Below are 17,679 nucleotides of genomic sequence, written 5' to 3' on the forward strand. Positions count from 1 at the left end.
GGTCGGTGAGTGTCGTCGCCGGTCCCCGTCGTACCCGTGCCAACCTCCTCCTGCTGCTGGCCTCGGCCATCTGGGGGTTCGCGTTCGTGGCGCAGGTGGCGGGCACCCAGGTCGGCGCCTTCACCTTCAACTCCTCGCGGTTCCTGCTCGGGGCACTGTCGCTGCTGCCGGTGATCGTCTGGCTGGATCGCCGCAACGGCCTGACCGGCGCCGAGCGTCGACGTCGTTGGCGGGCCGTCGCCCGGCCCGGCCTGCTGATCGGGGTGCTGCTGTTCGCGGGTTCCTCCCTGCAGCAGCTCTCGCTGCAGTTCACCACCGCCGGCAACGCGGCGTTCGTCACGGGGCTGTACGTGGTGACGGTGCCGTTGGCCGGGCTTGCCCTCGGACACCGGATCCGGGGCAGCATCTGGGTGGGGGCGGGCCTCGCGGTGGCGGGGCTCTACCTGTTGACGATGACCGGCGGACTGGCCGCGATGAACACCGGCGACCTGCTGTGCCTGGTCAGCACGCTGTTCTGGACCGGACACATCCTCGCGGTGAGCCGGTTCTCCCGACGGCTGGATCCACTGCGGCTGTCGGTCGCGCAGTTCGTCGCCAACAGCCTGTACGCCGCGGTGGCGGCCCTGGTCTTCGAGGACGCCCCGTTCACCGGTCTGCCCACGGTGATCGGGCCGATCGCGTACGCCGGCCTGATCTCGGTGGGGGTTGCCTACACCCTGCAGGTGGTCGGCCAGCGGGAGGCGCTCCCGTCGCATGCCGCGCTGATCATGAGCCTGGAGACGGTGTTCGGTGCCCTCGGTGGTGCGCTGTTCCTGGGCGAACGGATGGCGCCGACCGGCTACGCCGGGGCCGCTCTGATGCTCGCCGGGATCATCGTGTCGCAGCTGCCGACCGGGGGCCCGCGGCCGCCGTCGCGCCCGGAGCCGACGACCGGCACCGAGGTGTCGACGCGTGCTGGGGTGTCGACGCGTGCTGGGGTGTCGACCCGTGCCGAGTCGATGATCCGCCCGGAGCCGACGGGGTACGACGGCTCCGACCCCCGCCCCGCTGTGGTCTAGATCACATTTGGTGGCATCCTGGTGCCATGACCGGCACGTTCGCCGTCGTCGTGGCACACCCCGATGACGACGCCCTGACCTGGGCGGGGACGGTGGCGAAACACGCCCAGGAGGACGGCTTCCGGTTCGTGTTGGTGCAGGCCACCGACGGCGAGGCGGGCCACATCCGGGACGACTTCCCGGCGACCCGGGAGACGTTGGGTGGGATCCGGCGGGGCGAGTGTGCCGCTGCGTGGCACGCTGTCGGCCGGCCGCCGGACCGCCTCGAATGGCTCGGCCTCCCGGACGGGCGACTGGCCGAGATGCCCCGGATCGAGCTGGTCGAGCGGATCGCCGCGGTCCTTGCGGCCGAGGCGCCCGACGTGGTCGCGACCTTCGGTCCCGACGGCGTCACCGGTCACCCGGACCACATCGCGGTCGGTGCCGCCGCCGATGCGGCGTTCACCCGGCTTCGGGCGGATGGGCGGCCGGGCTTCCGACGACTGCTGCACCACGTGCTGCCACAGACCGAGTTCGACCACTGGCAGCAGCGGCGACGCGCCCAGGACCTGCCGCCCTTCGACCCGACGAGCCTCTACCACTGGCGAGGGGTGCCGGACGACCAGATCGGACTGACGGTCGACTGCCGGGCGGTGCTCGACCGGGTGATGGCCGGGATCCAGGAGCACCGCAGCCAACTGCACGTGCTGGCCGGCCCACCCGCAGACGTCGCCCAACTGGGACCGATCGTCAGCCACGAATGGGCCACCGTCGCCTGGCCGCCGCAGCCCCCGGGCGGGATGCTGCAGGACGTCTTCGACCGGTGCTGAGCCGGGTTCGGCGGTGTCAGACCTGGTTTCGCGAACCCCTGCCTGCCTAGGGTGAGCCCACAGCCCGTCTTCCGGGCGGGCAGGAGGGAGAAATCGACATGCAGAATCCACCGATGAGCAAGCGGCTGTGGGCCGAGCTCCTGGGCACCTTCTGGCTGGTCTTCGGGGGCTGCGGGTCGGCCGTACTCGCCGCCAAGGTGCTGGCGCCGGAGGGCATCAACCTGGGCATCGGGTACGTCGGCGTCGCGCTGGCCTTCGGCCTGACCGTGCTCACCGGGGCGTACGCCCTGGGGCACATCTCCGGAGGCCACTTCAACCCGGCCGTCACCCTCGGCTGTGCGATCGCTCGCCGGGTCGAGTGGTCCGCCGTCATCCCGTACTGGATCGCCCAGCTGGTGGGTGCCACCGTCGCCGGTGGTGTCCTCTTCGTCATCGCCGCGGGCAAGTCCGGGTTCGACCCGGTCCGGTCGGGCTTCGCCACCAACGGCTACGGTGCACTGTCCCCGAACGGCTACGGCCTGGCCTCGGCGGCGATCATCGAGATCGTGCTGACCGCCGTGTTCCTCTGGGTGATCCTCGGCGTCACGTCCAACAAGGCGCCCAAGGGCTTCGCCCCGTTGGCCATCGGGCTGACCCTGACGCTGATCCACCTGATCTCGATCCCGGTCACCAACACGTCGGTCAATCCGGCCCGCTCGCTGGGTGTGGCCTGGTTCGCCGGTGTCGGTCCACTGTCCCAGGTGTGGCTGTTCATCCTCGCCCCGCTGCTCGGCGCGGCGATCGCAGGCTTCACGTACGCCGCGCTGACCGGCGACGAGGACGAGACGCCCGCCGAGGAGGAGGCCAGGGTCGGCGCGGAGGGCTGAGCGTCCCTCCGGCGCCGACCCGGTCGGTCGCCGAGTACGTCGGTCAGCCGCCGGGGTGCTGCCGGTCGGGGGACCGCGGAGGCCTCTGCAGGTCCTGCACCAGACGTGCCACATGCAGGGCGACGAAGGCGATCTCGTCGGTGCTGATCGACGTGCCGCCCCACATCTGCACCAGATAGGCGATCCGGTGCGCGCAGACCATGGCAGCGGAGTAGTTGTCCGCGATGGACCGGACCAGATGGTCCGGGGTATCGGCCAACTGGGCATCGCCATGGATCCGGGCGAACAGATAGCGCAGGTGGGTGACGAACCGGGCGGCGCTCATCGACTCCCGGTCGATCGACACCTCGAAGGAGGAGTCCACCAGGTCGAAGATCTGGCCGATCATGGTCAGCTGACGCATCCCCGGCGTGTCGTACGGATCGCCCTCCGCGTCGGCGATGATCAGGTGCATCGCGAAGCTGACCGCCTCCTCCGCCGGTAGCCGTACGCCGACCCGGTCCTCGACCATCTGCAGTGCCCGTTTGCCCATCCGCAGGTAGTCCGGGTAGAGCTGGGCCACCTCCCAGGCGAGGGGATAGTCGACCCGGACATCGTCGGCCTGCCGCCGGATGGCGAAGCTGAGATGGTCGGCGACCGCGATCAGCAGGCTCTGATGGAGGGGGACGGACAACCGGCTGGCCGCCTCGTCGCAGATCTCGACTGCCAGCTCGAGATGCTCCGCGGGGATCTCGGCCAGGAACGCGGTGAGGCGCTCCATCGGCTGGGTCGGGGTCGGGTAGAAGACCCGCTCCACCCTGTCCGCCGCCAGCTCCGCGCCGCGCTTCGCCCCGAAGCCGATGCCCGGCCCCATGACGATCACCTCGTGTCCGTCGCGCTCGGCGACCACGGCGTTGTTGTTGAGGGCACGTCGTACGAGCATCGTCGTCCGTCCTTCCTCCATCGCGCCTTCCTCCGTCACGGGCCGTACGCCGCGCCGGCCCTGCCGCTCACCGGGCGGTGCCGAGGGTCGCCCCACGGGAGGCGATCACGTCGCGGTACCAGGCGAAGGAGTCCTTCCGGATCCGACGCAGGCTGCCCCGGCCGTAGTTGTCCTGGTCGACGTAGATGAACCCGTAGCGCTTCGACATCTGCGAGGTCCCGCACGAGATCAGGTCGATCGGGCCCCAGGAGGTGTAGCCCAGCACCGAGACACCGTCCGCGATCGCCTCGCGGAGCTGGATCAGGTGGTCGCGGAGGTAGTCGATCCGGTACTGGTCGTGCACCCGGTCGTCCGCCTCGAGCTGGTCCTCGGCGCCCAGTCCGTTCTCGACGACGAAGACCGGCACCTGGTAGCGGTCCCACAGCCGGTTCAGCGTGATCCGCAGGCCGACCGGATCGACCACCCAGCCCCACTGGGTGGCGTCCAGGAACGGGTTCTTTAGCGCGCTGCCGTCGAGCATGCCGATCGACTCGTCCGCGCCGGGGCGGTCCTTGGCCAGATGGGACAGGTAGTAGCTGATCCCGACGAAGTCGACGGTGCCGGCGGCCAGGATCTCCGCGTCTCCCTCGGCGAACTCGATGGTCAGGCCCTGGTCGGCGAAGTAGCGCCGGGCATAGCCGGGGTAGGCGCCGCGCACCTGCACATCGGTGTAGAACACGTTGAGCTGGTCCTCCCGCATCGCCTGCAGGACATCGGCCGGCCGGGGCGAGGCGGGGTAGACCTCGATCCGGTTGATCATGGTGCCGATCCTGGCCTCCGGCGGCAGGATCTCGCGCCCGGCCCGGACCGCCAGGGCGCTGGCGAGGAATTGGTGGTGGGTCGCCTGGTAGGCCACCTCCCGGACCGAGCGATCCGTACGGTCCATCAGCACCCCGGCGCCGGTGTAGACGCTGGTGAGGTTCATGTTCATCTCGTTGAAGGTGAGCCAGTGGCGCACCTTGTCGCGGTACCGGGTGAAGACGGTGCGGGCGAACCGGACGTACGGCTCGATGCACTCCCGCGACAGCCAGCCGTTGTAGCGCTTGGTCAGCTCGATCGGCATCTCGTAGTGGGAGAGCGTCACCACCGGCTGGATGCCGTGCGCCAGCAGCTCGTCGAAGACCTCGTCGTAGAAGGCCAGGCCCGCCTCGTTCGGTTCGGACTCCAGCCCGGTCGGGTAGATCCGCGGCCAGGAGATCGACAGCCGCAGGGCGGTGAACCCCAGTTCGGCGAACAGCGCGATGTCCTCGCGGAACCGGTGGTAGAAGTCGATCCCCCAGCGCTTCGGGAACACCCCCGGCAGGGTGCCCGCCTCGGCGGCGTCCAGGTCGGCGCCGGTCACCTCGAAGGTGAAGTTGTCCTGGCCGTCGGCCACGTCCGGCCGGTAGCGGGCGAAATCGGCGGTGGACAGGCCCTTGCCGCCCTCGTCGTAGGCCCCTTCGATCTGGTTGGCGGCGGTCGCGCCGCCCCACAGGAAGTCCTCGGGGAAGGTCAGGTCGTCCGTGGTCATGGTGTCTCCGTCAGGGTGTCGAGTGTCTGCTGGGATGGCGGCCGGTCCGGGCCCGCCGGTCATGCCTGGATCCTGATCACCGGGTCCCCGGCGGAGATCACGCCGGCTGCCACCGGTTCGACCAGCGGAAGCCGGGCGCTGTTGGTGACGACCACAGCGGTGGCGAGGTCGTAGCCGGCCGCCCGGACGGCCTCGAGGTCGACCGTGGCGAGCAGATCGCCGGGGGCGACCCGGTCGCCCGCCGCGACCGCGGAGGTGAAGTGCTCGCCCTTGAGCCGCACCGTGTCGATCCCGATGTGCACCAGGACCTCGACCCCGGTGTCGGTGCGGATCCCGTACGCGTGCGGCAGGCAGGCCTTGATCTCGCCGGCCACCGGGGCGACGACGCGGCCCTCGGTCGGCTCGATGCTGACCCCGCGCCCCAGCGCGCCGCTGGCAAAGACCTTGTCGGGCATCGACTCCACCGGCATCGTCGCTCCGGCCACCGGGGCCAGGACCAGCGTCGTACGGCCGGCCGAGGTGGTCGCTGCGGCCGTCGGGCCGGGCACGGGAGAGGCGCCGGCCGGGACCGGGGTGGTCGCCGCATTTGCCGGTGCGGCCTTCTTCACCCCGAAGAGCAGGGTGAGGACGAAGGCGAGGACCATCGCCCCGACCACACCGATGACGAACAGCGGGAAGTTCCCGGTGCCCAGGGCGATCGGCATGGTGATCAGCGACGGCACCGCGAAGGCCTTGGAGGCGACGCCGGCGAGACCGGACACGGCACCGCCGAGGCCGCCGCACACCAGGCCGATGATGAACGGCCGGCGCAGCGGCAGGTTGACGCCGTAGAGGATCGGTTCGGTGATGCCGGCGAGGAAACCGCTCAGCGAGGCCGGCCCGGCCACCTGCTTGAGCTTGGCGTCCCGGGTGCGCAGGAACACGGCGAACGCCGCGCCGGTCTGAGCGGCGACGGCCGCGTAGAACGGGATGACCACGAACGAGTGGCCCTGGGTGGCGTAGTCGTTGATGATCACCGCGATGAGCGCCCAGTGCAGGCCGAAGATGACCAGCACCTGGGCGATGGCGCCGACCAGGAAGCCACCGATGGCGGGGCTGGCGGTGTAGAGCCAGGACACTCCGGCGGCGATCGCGTTGCTGAGGTAGGTGGTCGCCGGACCGATGGTCATCAGGCTGAGCGGGAACAGGATCAGCACCACCAGGGCGGGGGAGAGGAAGTTGCCCGCCGCACTGGGCAGCAGCTTCTTCAGCCAGCGCTCCAGATGGCTCTGCACCCAGACGATGACGATGATCGGCACCACCGAGGAGGTGTAGGTGGCCATCACCACCGGAATGCCGAGGAACGTCACCGGGTCGGCGCCGCCGGCCAGCGTGACGATCGACGGGTAGACCAGGCCGCCGGCCAGGGCCAGCGAGACGAACTGGTTGGCCCCGAAGCGCTTGCCCGCGGTGAACGCCAGGAACATCGGCAGGAAGTAGAACAGTGAGTCGGCCCCGGCGTTGAGGATGATGTAGGTGGTGTCGGTGGGCTGCAGCCAGCCCGCCACGCCGAGGACGATGATCAGGGCCTTGAGCAGACCGGTGCCCGCCAGCACCCAGAGGAAGGGCTGGAAGAGCGAGGACACCAGTGCCACGAAGCGGTCGAACAGGTTGCCGGAGGCGCCCTCCGGCGTGGATGTCGGCTGGGCCTCCTCGGCCGCGGGTGCCGGGAGCAGGCTCTCGACGGCCTGGCGTACGGCCAGCACGTCGTTGCCCATCACCACCTGGACCTGGCCACCGGCCCGGACCACCGACAGGACGCCGTCGGTCTTCTCCAGCGCCGGGGTGTCGACCTTGGCGTCGTCCCGCAGGACGAAGCGGAGACGGGTGAAACACGAGGTGACCGCGGCGACGTTCCCGCCCCCGCCCACCTCCTTGAGAACTGAACGGGCAATCTGCTCCGGATTGCCGTTGCGCGTACGGCTCACTGTCCCTCCTTGGACGTGAGCGTTGCGTTCGGGGATCGGCTCGGGCAGGAAAAAAGGCCCGCGGCACCCAAACATCAACGCATGGTGGCGTGAATGTCTGAGTTCGGGGCCTTGCCTTGGGAGTCACAATCCCTTGACTCAAACGTCGGCGGTAGTAGTCGACTGGAGATGAACCTAGCACATTGTGGAGAGCAGGCCAAGGGGTGCCGGAGAAGGGACTCGAACCCTCACGCCTTGCGGCACAGGAACCTAAATCCTGCGTGTCTGCCAGTTCCACCACTCCGGCCGGAGCAGTGACCATTGTGCCCGATCTCGGCGACGGCCCGATCAGGCGGTGAGGTCCTTGAGCAGCCGTTCGACGTGGCCCTTGGCCTTGACGTTGTACTTGGCGTCGGCGATGGTGCCCACGCCGGCGTCGTCGACGTCGACGGTGAAGGTCGAGCGCTTGACGCCGAGGAGCGCCCGGCCGTAGTTGATCTTCTCGCCGTAGGCTCCGTACGCCGCCAGGGTCGTCCGCTCCGGGTCGGAGAGCAGGGTGACGGTGAGCGACTCCTTGTCGCGGAACTTCGCCAGCCGCTCCGGCTTGTCCGGCGAGATGCCCAGCACGGCGGCGACGCCGGCGGTCTCCAGGTCGGGGCGGAAGGTGGTGAAGTCGCAGGCCTCGGTCGTGCAGCCGGGGGTCATCGCCGCGGGGTAGAAGTAGACGACGACCCGCTTGCCGGCGAAGTCGCTGAGCGACACCTCGTGGCCGTCGGCGTCGAGCAGGGTGAACGCGGGGGCGATGGCGCCGGTCTCCAGCTGGGTTTCCATGAGGCCAGCCTAGGTGGATGTCGTGCATCACGCCGGATGGACGTGCCAGGCGGGCGATGAGCCCGACGGCGACCGGAGGGCTGCCCCCGTATCGGCTCGTCGGCTCCGACCAGAGTGGACCTGGCCGGACACCTGCAGGGGCGCCCGGCCAGGTCTGGCTCAGTGGTTGGTGACGAAGTCGATCACCTGACGGTTGAACTCCGCGGCATGCTCCAACTGGGCCCAGTGGCCGCAGCGATTGATGATGTGAGCCCGGGAATCCGGGATGTGGGCGGCGAGGAACAGCGTCGATTCGAAGGAGACCACCCGGTCGTCCCGGCCGTGGATCAGCAGCGCGGGCGCGGTGATGGTGGCGGCCTTGGTGAGATCGGCCCAGATCGGGATGGGAGCCCTCGGGGCGACTCTCGCGATGTTCGCCAGATGCTGGGGATGCCCGAGCGCCGCGGCGGAGCGCTGGTCGCACAGCTCCGGTGAGGCAAACCGCGCCCGGTCGTACACCATGATCTCGACGAGCCGCTTCATCGCCGCGGGGCTGGCGTCGGAGTAGCCCTGGTACATGATCTTCAGACCCTCCGACGGCCCGCCGCCGGCGCCGAAGAGGAACGGCTGCAGCTGGATCGGCGCACCCATGGTGATCAGGTGCGAGACCCGCTCCGGTCGCTCGATCGCCATCCGCAGGGAGGTGTGCCCGCCCATCGAGTTGCCGACGAACGCTGCCTTCTCGATGCCGAGTGCGTCGAGCAGCTCGCAGACCGCCTCGACGACGTCGTACGTCGTGAAGTCGACCTCGTCAGAGTCTCCCCAGCCCGGCAGGTCGGGGGCGATCACCCGGAAGTGCTGCGCGAGCGTCTCGATATTGGGCGAATAGTTGCTCCAGCCGGTGGCCCCCGGGCCCCCGCCGTGCAGCAGCACGACCGGGTGGCCGGTACCGGTCTCGTTGTAGTGGATCCGCCAGTTCGGAGTCTGGACGTCCTTGGCGATGTCTGCCTCGATCAGGCTCATCGGGTGCTCACTTCCTGGGGGTCGGTGGTGGGGAGGGCGTGGCTGAGGAGCTCGTGGACGACCTCGGGGGGACGGTGGCCCCAGGAGTGCAGCCGGTCGAGGGTCTGGACCTGCCAGGTGTCGTCGTCGATGAGCAGGCCGCCCCAGCCGTACTCGACCGCGAACCCGGAGGGGGTGCGGACGTAGAAGCTGAACATCTGGTCGTTGGGGTGCATGCCGAGCGTCATCTCGAAGGGCTGCCCGGCGTCCAGGCACCGGTCGTACGCCAGGCCGACGTCGCGGATGTCGGTGACCTCCACCATGAAGTGGTGGGTCCTCTTGGGGTGCGGCATCTCGCCGAGCGCCAGACTGTGGTGGCGCGGGTTGCAGTGCAGGAAGATCAGGTCGGCCACAATGCCGGGAGCGAGTTCCTCGACGATCAGATCGCTGATCCGGAAGCCGAGCAGCCCCTGGTAGAACGCCAGGTAGTCCTCGCGGGCAACGCCCTTGGAGAGCAACACTTGGTGTCCGGCGCCGCCGGCACCGGTGACGAAGCCGCCCAGCAGGACGTCGGAGTGGAACGGGACGTCGGCGTCGGCGAAGCCGGTGACCAGTTCGATCCGATTGCCGATCGGATCAGCGGTGATCGCGATCCGATCCACCCGCCGGGCGGTGGCCAGAGCGGCGTCGCCCTCGGTGATCACGAGTCCGGCCGACCGTACCCGGTCGATGATCCGGTCCAGTGCGGCGCTGCTCCCGACCTCGTAGCCCGACGCGACCAGATCGTCTGCGGGGCCCCGCTGGACCAGCCAGCGGTAGGCCTTCTCGTCGGTGCGCAGCATGAGCGTCTCCGCGTGCCGCCCGCCCACCTGCATACCGAGCAACTCGCTGCTGAAGCGCTCCCAGTCAGCCAGGTCGCTGGCCTCGTAGACGACGTACGCGAGTTCTTTGACTTCGGTCATGATGTCTCTCCTTCGGGCGATCACAGGGTCGGGACAGCCAGGCCGCTGGTGTCGGCCGCGGCGACGAACCTGTCGGGGCGTACAGCGACGGCGCGGACGCCGTACCGCTCGAACCAGGCGATCAGGACGTCCTGCAGGTCGACCAGTTCGTCAGGTCCCTGGGTGTAGGCGTCCCGCGGCCGTACGGCGAGGTAGCGGGCGCCCAGGGCATCCCACTCCGCCTTCTCCGCCGGCGTCAGCAGGGTCGCCGGATCGACGTCGGCGCCGAGCAGCACGAAGTCGTCGGCCAGAAACTCGTCGACGCGCTCCATCCGGCCCACGGTGTCGCCCACGATCGGTTGCGGCAGCATCCGGCCGATGATGCTGGCGTCGCCGCGTTCGCCGCGCAACCAGCCGGCAGCCAGCACCGGAGGAGCGGTCAGCGGCGGTTCGAACGGCGTCACGGTGTCCCGTGGCACCGCGTTCATCGCCTCGATCTCCTCGGGGCTGGCCTCCTGCTTGATCACCCGGCCCAGGCCGACGGCGAGGTCGGTGAAGAACTTCACGTTCGGCCGACGCTCGACCTCGTAGGTGTCCAGCCACTCCTCGGCCAGCTCGCCGCGCAGGACGCGGGCCAGCTTCCATCCCAAGTTGTGGGCGTCGCGCATGCCGGACTGCATGCCGGCGCCCGCCCATGGCGGCATCAGGTGGGCGGCGTCGCCGGCGAGGAACACCCGCCCCTGGTGCCAGGATTCGGCCGCCCGTACGTGGTGGCGGTAGAACGCGTGCTGGAGGATCTCGACGTCTTCGGTCGTCTTGCCCATCGCCTCGAGCAGTGGCCAGACCTCGGCACTGGTCGGGAAGTCGGCCTCGGTCTCGTCCGGGCGCAGCGGGATCTCCCAGCGGTGGTTGCCGGCTGAGAGGGCAATGTCGACGACCGGGCGCTCCTTGTCGGTCCAGAAGGTGAGGAAGTCGCGGTCGGGCCACCAACGGTGGACCTTGCAGTCGATGACGACCCACAGGGTGTTGACCGTGTCGCCGGTCATCGGGATACCCAGTGCCTTGCGCACCGAGGACGAGCCGCCGTCGGCAGCGATGACGTAGCGGGTACGGGTGGTGGTCTCGACACCGGTCTCCCGGTCCCGCGACATGATCGTCACGCCGTCGGCGTCCTGCTCGATGCCGATCACCTCGGTGCCGTAGCGCACCTCGAGGTTGTCGAGTTCCTCACCGCAGCGGCGCAGCTCGGCCTCCATGGTGGGTTGGTAGATGTTGTAGAAGCGCGGCCTGGCGTTCCGCGTGCCGAGGGCCGACGGCGGATGCTCCACCCGCATGACCTCCCGGCCGTCGTACGTCACCCAGCGCAGCGCGCGCTGCGGCTCGATGACCTCCTCGATCCGCTCGTCGATGCCGAGATCCTGGAAGATCCGCATCGTCCAGTCGTTGACCGTGACGGCCCGGGCCCGGGTGTAGATGTCCTTGTCGCGCTCGAAGGCGACCACATCGGCCCCCTTGGTGGCCAACGTGAGCGCACCCACCAGGCCGGTGGGTCCGTAGCCGATGACGGCGACGTCGTTGTCGTACCGCTGTGTCATGTGCTCCCCAAAGGTGATGTTCGGCCAGTTTTGGACCGAACGTTCCGTTCAATAGTGACTAAGGTCACATGTGATCGCCGTCTCGTCAACCCCCTTGTTCGAAGGAGTGGTGCTGCCCGTGCTGGATTCCGAGGGCCTATGCTCGCCCGGTGATGAATGGACGCACCGGGAACAGGCGCGGTGAGCGCTCGCGGGAGGAGATCCTCGACGCGGCTTCCCGGGTGATGGCCGCGCGCGGATATGCCGGCGCCTCCATCTCCGCCCTGGCTGCGGAGGCCGGATTGCCGAAGAGTGCGATCTACCACCACTTCCACTCGAAGGGTGGGCTGCTCTCCGCGGTGATGGCGCGCGGCGCCCAGGCATTCTTCGACGGCATGCGAACGGCGCATGCCCGGCCACCCGAGGGTGGAACGTCCCGGGAGCGCTTGACCTGGTATCTCCAGCGCACCGGCGAGGTCTTCACCGCCAACCCGGACTTCCTGCGGCTGCACATGCTGCTGATCCTGAGCAGCGAGGCGGTCGAGGTCGAGGTGGCCGACATCATTCGCGACGTCCGGACCGAGGGGCGGGCGTACATGAACGAGATGATCCGCTCCGCCTTCGCCGGCGAAGGGCCTGCTGTCGCGCAGGCGGTGGCGGACGAACTGGACTACTTCGGCATCGCCGGCTTCGACGGCGCGTTCATCGCCTCCCAGGCCGAGCCGGATCGGTCGGTGGCCTCTCAGATGGTCAGACTGGCCGACGCGATGGCTGGCCTCGGTGACGCCGTCGTCGCACGGATGGGGGCGTGATGCGTCCATGTCGAGAGGTGGGCCTGCCCTCGCTCGGTCGGTGAACGGCCACGTCGACCGGCCGGGTCGAACGCGTTGTCGGGTCGCCCGGCGTGGTCGGTGCGCGGCGAGGATCCGTGTCGGCCCGGCGGTGCCCGTGATGTGCCGCTCCGGTAGTGGTGGCCGCCGGGCTGCAATAGGCTGTCCCCGTTCGGCCGTACGCGGTCCCGGAGCCTGTCCGGCAGGATTTCTTCTGCTGGGGAGCCTGCTCGCGTACGCCACCATCACCGACTGAGGAGTGTCACAGTGGCCACCGAGACCCGCGAGCGCCTGTACCCCCGGACCGAGTCGCAGATCAAGGCGGAGATCGCCGAGGCGCGGGCCCGGTTGGAGGCCTCCATCGAGCAGTTGGCCAAGGAAGTGCACCCGACCACCATCAAGAACCAGACGATCGACCAGGCCAAGGCCTTCGTCGACACCCAGGTTTCGGCGATCAAGGGACAGTTCGTCGACGACAACGGCGTACGCATCGACCGGGTCACCATGATCGCCGGCGCGGCCGTGGGGGTCCTGGTGACCATGGTCACGCTGCGCGGGATCGTCCGCGGCGGCCAGAAGCGCAAGGCGCTGCGAGTGGCGCAGAAGCAGGCCGCCGCGATCGCCGGCGGGCCGGTCAAGGTCACCGTGAAGAAGGGCTGACGCGTTGCCCGACAACAGCTCCGGAACCACCGCATCCGGACCGGCCGACGGGGCCGCCGGGAGTGGCCTGCCGATCCGGATGCTGCACGACCGCGTCCTGGTGTCCACCGAGGGGGAGGCGGGGGAGCGGCGCTCCGGCGGCGGCATCGTGATCCCCGCGACCGTCGCGATCGGCAAGCGGCTCAGCTGGGCGATGGTGGTCGCCTCCGGGCCGAACGTACGGTCCGTGAAGGTCGGCGACCGAGTGCTTTACGATCCCGAGGACCGTGCCGAGGTCGAGCTCAAGGGCCGGGACTACATCCTGCTGCGCGAGCGGGACCTGCACGCGGTGAGCGCGGAGCAGGTCGACGTCGAGGCCACTGGGCTCTACCTCTGATACGTAAGTGCTTCTGTCCGGGGGGAAAGTCCCGCCAGGCTGGTGAGGCACGGCGGACCGTCGCACCTCCTGACGTCGAGCAGCGCGGAACAGCGCCGATTTGGTGCGCCAGGGGTCGCCTGCTAGAGTTTCTACTCGCGCGCACCGCTAGCTCAACTGGCAGAGCAGCTGACTCTTAATCAGCGGGTTCAGGGTTCGAGTCCCTGGCGGTGTACCAAATGGCGTGTTGACGCGGATTCTGCGGACGTTGCACGCAGTGAAGACGAGGCCGTTGCACGGTTTCATCCCCGGGACGATACCCGGTCCCTGCCGTGGGGCCGGGTCGTTCTGGTGTTCGGGACGACTGTCGGCCATCCCTCGGGACCAGACTCGATCCTCCCGCGCGCATCCTGGTCGTGACGATCTCCAGCACCGCGGCATCGGCCCATGAGAACGCCTGCGCATGTGACGGCCGGTCCGGCGGTCTCGGCCGAGGTGACCGACCCATTCCCTTCGACGACAGCTACCTTGCGCCCGGGACGCGTCGCGCGTCCGCGACTTCGTGCGTGTGTACGCGCCGGGCAGCGACGGTCGTTGAGGGTTTGGCGCCTCCTGCCACGATGTGGCCATGGTCAATCCTGCGTGGGCGCCGCTTGTCCTGGATGCGGTGATCGTGCTCCTCGTGGTGGCTCTGGCTCTCCGGGGGTGGCGGCGCGGTCTCCTCGCCGGCGGCCTCGGTCTGCTCGGGGAGATCGGTGGGGCGGCGCTCGCCCTGTCGTTCTGGCCGCAGGTGCAATCCTGGCTGGCCGCCCAGGCACTGGGGCCGGGCGAACGGACCCTGGTCCTGGTCCTGCTCGTGTTCGTGGGTGCTGCTGCGGGACAGGCCTTGCTGGGCGGGCTGGCCCGCCGGCTGCGTTCGCACGACAACGTGGTGGTGCACACGGGGGATCGCGTGTTGGGGATGACCGGGTCCCTGATCGCGGCCGTCCTCGTTCTCGGTGCGCTCGCCGCGGTGATCCGGCCCATCGCCCCTGCGGCGTGGGCGGAGACGATGGACGGATCTCGCGCCGTTACCACCTCGGAGGCGCTCATCCCCGCGCCACTGCGGCGCGCGGCCTCGGGGCTCGGTCGGATCGCGAAGGACACCGGATTCCCGCGTGTGTTCGTCGCGCCGACGCCGGAGCCGACGCTCCCTGCCCACGATCCGGATTCCAGCATCACCGCCTCGGCCGGCGTGGTCGCGGCGTCCGCCAGCGTGGTGAAAGTGACGTCGGTCGGCTGCGGGGGCGAGATCCTCGGCAGCGGCTGGGTCTCCTCCGACGAACGGGTGGTGACCAATGCCCACGTCGTCGCCGGAGGCACCCAGTTCCTCGTGCAGGTCGGCGGAACGGGCCGCCCGCGCCGAGCCAGGCTGGTGGCCTTCAATCCGGACGTCGATCTGGCCGTGCTGTACATTCCCGGCCTGACAGCGCGCGCTCTGACCACCACGTCGACCCTGCCCGACCAGTCGGACGTCGTTGTCGCGGGCTTCCCGGGCGGCGGCTCGTACACCCTGCTGCCGGGTCGGGTCAGCGGGAGCCTCGAGGCGATGGGCACCAACATCTACGGCCAGCCGGGCACCACCCGCACGATCTATGTCCTGCGCGCCACGGTTGAGCACGGTGATTCCGGCGGTCCCGTCCTCACCCGCGACGGGAGGGTGGCCGGGACGGTCTTTGCGCGCTCGCTCTCCGATCCCGGGACGGGCTACGCCCTGACGGATGGCCAGACCTCGGGCTTCGTCGACCGGGCCGCGGACGACGTCGCCGCCGTGCCCAGCGGAGCCTGTGCCAGCAACTGAGGCCCGTGCGGTGGCCGTCACCCGGTTGCAGTGCGGCCTCCGCTCGGCCGGGGGTGTGGATCACCGATGGGCTTCTCGAATTTCGCACCATTTTCGTCATACGCTTTGTTCGTGGTCGAGCGGGCGGGCGCTGTGGATCGAACCGCTCGATGACGGGCCTCCGATCAGGGATCCGCGGCGTTCTGTGTCAGGTTCCCGAGGCAGTCATGAGTACATGGGGTGTCGGGAGGTCTGCGATGCGCTTCGGACGGTTGCTGGCCGTGGTTGACCCAGGTGGGTTGGCACCGCGCCGGCTGGTACACCCCGCGCTGGGTCGATGCCCTGTTCTTCCCCGCCAACTGGCCCAGCGCTGACCATCTCGACCCCCGACTCGTACGAAAACTCACCCCTGGCGACACGATCCCCGACGGTCCGCCGGGTACGGCGGAGTTCGTCGTCGAGCGTGCCGACGCTCCACGGGTGTTGGTGCTGCACTCACGCACACATCTCCCTCCGGGATGGGCGAAGAAGCTCAACGCCGAGTTGGACTGGGCGTGGACCTTCAGGTTGGCCCCGACCGGCGAGGGCGGCACACGGTTGCTGATACGCAGCCGGGGATTCGCCCGGCCGAGATGGCTCGACGTCGGCTACCGGGCCGCCATCGTGCCCGCTGACCACGTCATGGCCACCGGAATGCTCAAGGGCTTGGCCAAGCGTGTCGGCGAGGCCCCCGGAAGGCAGGCGCCGGGTGCCACGGACCCGGGTCGGGAAGGGTGACGCGGACGCGGGGCGCTCGCTGACCAGCAGGCGACCGGCGGGTGAACACTGGATGACGCTGGTAGCTGCCCTCTCCCGGCGGCGGGAGCTCGGGGCCTAGCCTTGTGCTGTCGACCTCGTGTCGGCGCTGGTCGGATTCCCGGGGGCGGATCATGTCGAGGATCAGAATCGGGTCGTTCAACGTCGAGAACCTGTTCGAGCGGCCGAAGGCGATGAGCCAGCCGATGACCGCGGGAGGCAACCCGGTCCTTGATGCCCACGCACGGGTGAACACGCTGTTGCGGCTGACCGAGTACACCGCCGACGTGAAGGCGGAGATCCTGCAGCATCTGGCCACCCTCGGCCTGGAGCGCTCCGACTCCGCCGAGTTCGCCGTCCTGCAACAGGTCCGGGGGAGGCTGCTGAAGCGACCGGCTGCGCCGGCGCCGGTGGAGGTGGTCGCGTCCGGTCGGGCGGACTGGATCGGCTGGGTGGACCTGACCCGGGAGCGGGTCGACGAGCTGGCGATGACCCACACGGCTCGGGTGATCTCCGACGTGGATGCGGATGTCATGGCGGTGGTGGAGGCCGATTCCCGGGTCGCGTTGAAGCACTTCACCGATGCCGGGGTGGTCACCGCCGACGGGAAGCCGCTGTTTCCCCGGGTGATGCTGGTCGACGGGAACGACGACCGCGGGATCGACGTGGGCCTGCTGGCGAAGGGGCCGCACCGGATCGTCGACATCGTCTCCCACGTCGACGATTCCGACGACTCCGGCCGGCACATCTTCAGCCGGGACTGTCCGGAATACACCGTCGAGCTGGACGGCGGGTCCCGGCTCACCCTGCTGGTGAACCACCTGAAGTCCAAGGGGTACGGCCGACAGGCCGACAACGACGCGACCCGGCGCCGGCAGGCCGTACGGGTCGCGGAGATCTACCGAGGGCTCCGCGCAGCGGGCCGGGACAACGTGGTGGTGCTGGGTGATTTCAACGACACCCCGGACAGCGCCCCGCTGCGCCCTCTCCTCGTCGACACCGATCTGCGTGACATCACCACCCACCCCACGTTCGTCAGCGACGGCCGCCCCGGCACGTACGCGAACGGCACCGCGCGTCAGAAGATCGACTACGTGCTGCTGTCCCCGGCCCTCTACGACCATGTCCTGGGTGGCGCGATCTTCCGGATGGGAGTCTGGGGCGGCAAACACGGCACGTTGTTCCCGCACTACGACACGATGACCTCGCCGATCCAGGCCGCCTCCGACCATGCGGCGATCTACGCCGACCTCGACCTGGCCTGACTGTCCCGGGTGTCGGGGACGGGGTCAGGAGATCGGGGCGATCGTGGCCGCCGCCGTCACCGGCCGGCGCTCATGCGCCGCCGGCGCTCCGGCGCAGGGCCTGCAACACGGACATCGCCCGGTCCTTCTCTCCCGCCGGGACCAGCAGATGATCGTGGTGGAAGCCGGCCAGCACGTTACAGCTGATCCCCGCCTCGGCCAGCGCCCGGGAGAAGGCCGCGGTCAGCCCGACGGCCTCCAGCGCCGAGTGCACGGTCAGGGTGATCCAGGCCGCGACGAAGTCGTACGTGACGCCCAGGCGATCGGCATCCTCACGCGCCAGCACGACGGTCAGCCCCTCGTCCTCGACGACGGTCGCCGAGGCGAGGGGGACCGCGGGATGCCCGGGCGGCACGACGGCGAAGACGTACTCCCCGGCTCGTGCGGTCGCGTCCAGGGTCCGCAGCATCTGGTCAAGATCGGTCATCCCGGTGGTCAT

17 protein-coding genes and 2 tRNA genes are annotated in these 17,679 nt (G+C 69.4%); 10 read left to right on the forward strand and 9 right to left on the reverse strand.

Going from position 1 to position 17,679, the window contains the following annotated elements; genetic code table 11:
- The first annotated feature begins 5 nt into the window (after positions 1–5).
- The 3 genes from R0145_RS04955 to aqpZ all read left to right on the forward strand — a co-directional run bounded on the left by R0145_RS04955 (position 6) and on the right by aqpZ (position 2,733).
- A complete protein-coding gene (locus R0145_RS04955; RefSeq protein WP_317839308.1) occupies positions 6–1,058 on the forward strand; it encodes a DMT family transporter in 1,053 nt (350 codons plus the stop codon).
- Positions 1,059–1,084: 26 nt separating this feature from the next.
- Positions 1,085–1,867 carry a PIG-L family deacetylase gene (locus tag R0145_RS04960; protein ID WP_317839309.1) on the forward strand — a complete coding sequence of 261 codons (783 nt, stop codon included), beginning with the start codon at positions 1,085–1,087 and terminating at the stop codon, positions 1,865–1,867.
- 113 nt (positions 1,868–1,980) lie between these two features.
- The gene (aqpZ, locus tag R0145_RS04965; RefSeq protein ID WP_317839310.1) at positions 1,981–2,733 is read left to right on the forward strand and encodes an aquaporin Z; all 753 of its coding nucleotides are present in this window, start codon (positions 1,981–1,983) and stop codon (positions 2,731–2,733) included.
- Positions 2,734–2,776: 43 nt separating this feature from the next.
- Here aqpZ and R0145_RS04970 read toward each other — a convergent pair whose 3' ends face one another.
- From R0145_RS04970 to R0145_RS05005, 8 genes are all read right to left on the reverse strand, one after another.
- Positions 2,777–3,676 (reverse strand): PRD domain-containing protein, encoded by a 900-nt coding sequence (locus R0145_RS04970; RefSeq protein WP_317839311.1) that lies wholly within the window; start codon positions 3,674–3,676, stop codon positions 2,777–2,779.
- A 46-nt stretch (positions 3,677–3,722) separates the two neighbouring features.
- The gene (locus R0145_RS04975; protein ID WP_317839312.1) at positions 3,723–5,204 is read right to left on the reverse strand and encodes a glycoside hydrolase family 1 protein; all 1,482 of its coding nucleotides are present in this window, start codon (positions 5,202–5,204) and stop codon (positions 3,723–3,725) included.
- A 59-nt stretch (positions 5,205–5,263) separates the two neighbouring features.
- On the reverse strand, positions 5,264–7,171 hold the full coding sequence (locus tag R0145_RS04980; RefSeq protein ID WP_317839313.1) for a beta-glucoside-specific PTS transporter subunit IIABC: 1,908 nt from the start codon (positions 7,169–7,171) through the stop codon (positions 5,264–5,266).
- A gap of 204 nt (positions 7,172–7,375) precedes the next feature.
- A tRNA-Leu gene (locus R0145_RS04985) sits at positions 7,376–7,457 on the reverse strand.
- Between the two features lie 41 nt (positions 7,458–7,498).
- Entirely contained in the window at positions 7,499–7,981 is a 483-nt protein-coding gene (locus R0145_RS04990) for a peroxiredoxin (protein ID WP_317839314.1), read from the reverse strand.
- 159 nt (positions 7,982–8,140) lie between these two features.
- Positions 8,141–8,983 carry an alpha/beta hydrolase gene (locus R0145_RS04995; protein ID WP_317839315.1) on the reverse strand — a complete coding sequence of 281 codons (843 nt, stop codon included), beginning with the start codon at positions 8,981–8,983 and terminating at the stop codon, positions 8,141–8,143.
- Positions 8,980–9,924: a VOC family protein gene (locus R0145_RS05000; RefSeq protein WP_317839316.1), complete on the reverse strand. Its 945-nt coding sequence runs from the start codon at positions 9,922–9,924 to the stop codon at positions 8,980–8,982. The genes R0145_RS04995 and R0145_RS05000 overlap by 4 nt, the downstream gene beginning before the upstream one ends.
- A gap of 20 nt (positions 9,925–9,944) precedes the next feature.
- Positions 9,945–11,498: a bifunctional 3-(3-hydroxy-phenyl)propionate/3-hydroxycinnamic acid hydroxylase gene (locus R0145_RS05005; RefSeq protein WP_317839318.1), complete on the reverse strand. Its 1,554-nt coding sequence runs from the start codon at positions 11,496–11,498 to the stop codon at positions 9,945–9,947.
- A gap of 152 nt (positions 11,499–11,650) precedes the next feature.
- On the opposite strand from R0145_RS05005, the gene R0145_RS05010 reads away from it, so the two are divergent.
- From R0145_RS05010 to R0145_RS05040, 7 genes are all read left to right on the forward strand, one after another.
- Complete coding sequence (locus tag R0145_RS05010; protein ID WP_317840147.1) at positions 11,651–12,289, forward strand: TetR/AcrR family transcriptional regulator; 639 nt, start codon at positions 11,651–11,653, stop codon at positions 12,287–12,289.
- A 285-nt stretch (positions 12,290–12,574) separates the two neighbouring features.
- On the forward strand, positions 12,575–12,967 hold the full coding sequence (locus R0145_RS05015; RefSeq protein ID WP_317839320.1) for a DUF3618 domain-containing protein: 393 nt from the start codon (positions 12,575–12,577) through the stop codon (positions 12,965–12,967).
- Positions 12,968–13,046: 79 nt separating this feature from the next.
- Complete coding sequence (locus R0145_RS05020; RefSeq protein ID WP_317840148.1) at positions 13,047–13,343, forward strand: co-chaperone GroES; 297 nt, start codon at positions 13,047–13,049, stop codon at positions 13,341–13,343.
- A gap of 141 nt (positions 13,344–13,484) precedes the next feature.
- Positions 13,485–13,560 (forward strand) — tRNA-Lys (locus R0145_RS05025).
- A gap of 390 nt (positions 13,561–13,950) precedes the next feature.
- On the forward strand, positions 13,951–15,162 hold the full coding sequence (locus R0145_RS05030) for a MarP family serine protease (RefSeq protein WP_317839321.1): 1,212 nt from the start codon (positions 13,951–13,953) through the stop codon (positions 15,160–15,162).
- A gap of 273 nt (positions 15,163–15,435) precedes the next feature.
- Positions 15,436–15,918 (forward strand): hypothetical protein, encoded by a 483-nt coding sequence (locus R0145_RS05035; RefSeq protein WP_317839322.1) that lies wholly within the window; start codon positions 15,436–15,438, stop codon positions 15,916–15,918.
- A gap of 152 nt (positions 15,919–16,070) precedes the next feature.
- Positions 16,071–17,201, forward strand: coding sequence for an endonuclease/exonuclease/phosphatase family protein (locus R0145_RS05040; RefSeq protein WP_317839323.1), 1,131 nt, complete (start codon positions 16,071–16,073; stop codon positions 17,199–17,201).
- A gap of 70 nt (positions 17,202–17,271) precedes the next feature.
- On the opposite strand, the gene R0145_RS05045 is transcribed toward R0145_RS05040, so the two are convergent.
- Positions 17,272–17,679, reverse strand: a complete 408-nt coding sequence (locus tag R0145_RS05045; protein WP_317839324.1) for an ACT domain-containing protein — start codon at positions 17,677–17,679, stop codon at positions 17,272–17,274.

The sequence above is a fragment of the Raineyella sp. W15-4 genome, from assembly GCF_033170155.1.
Taxonomy (GTDB): Bacteria; Actinomycetota; Actinomycetes; order Propionibacteriales; family Propionibacteriaceae; genus Raineyella.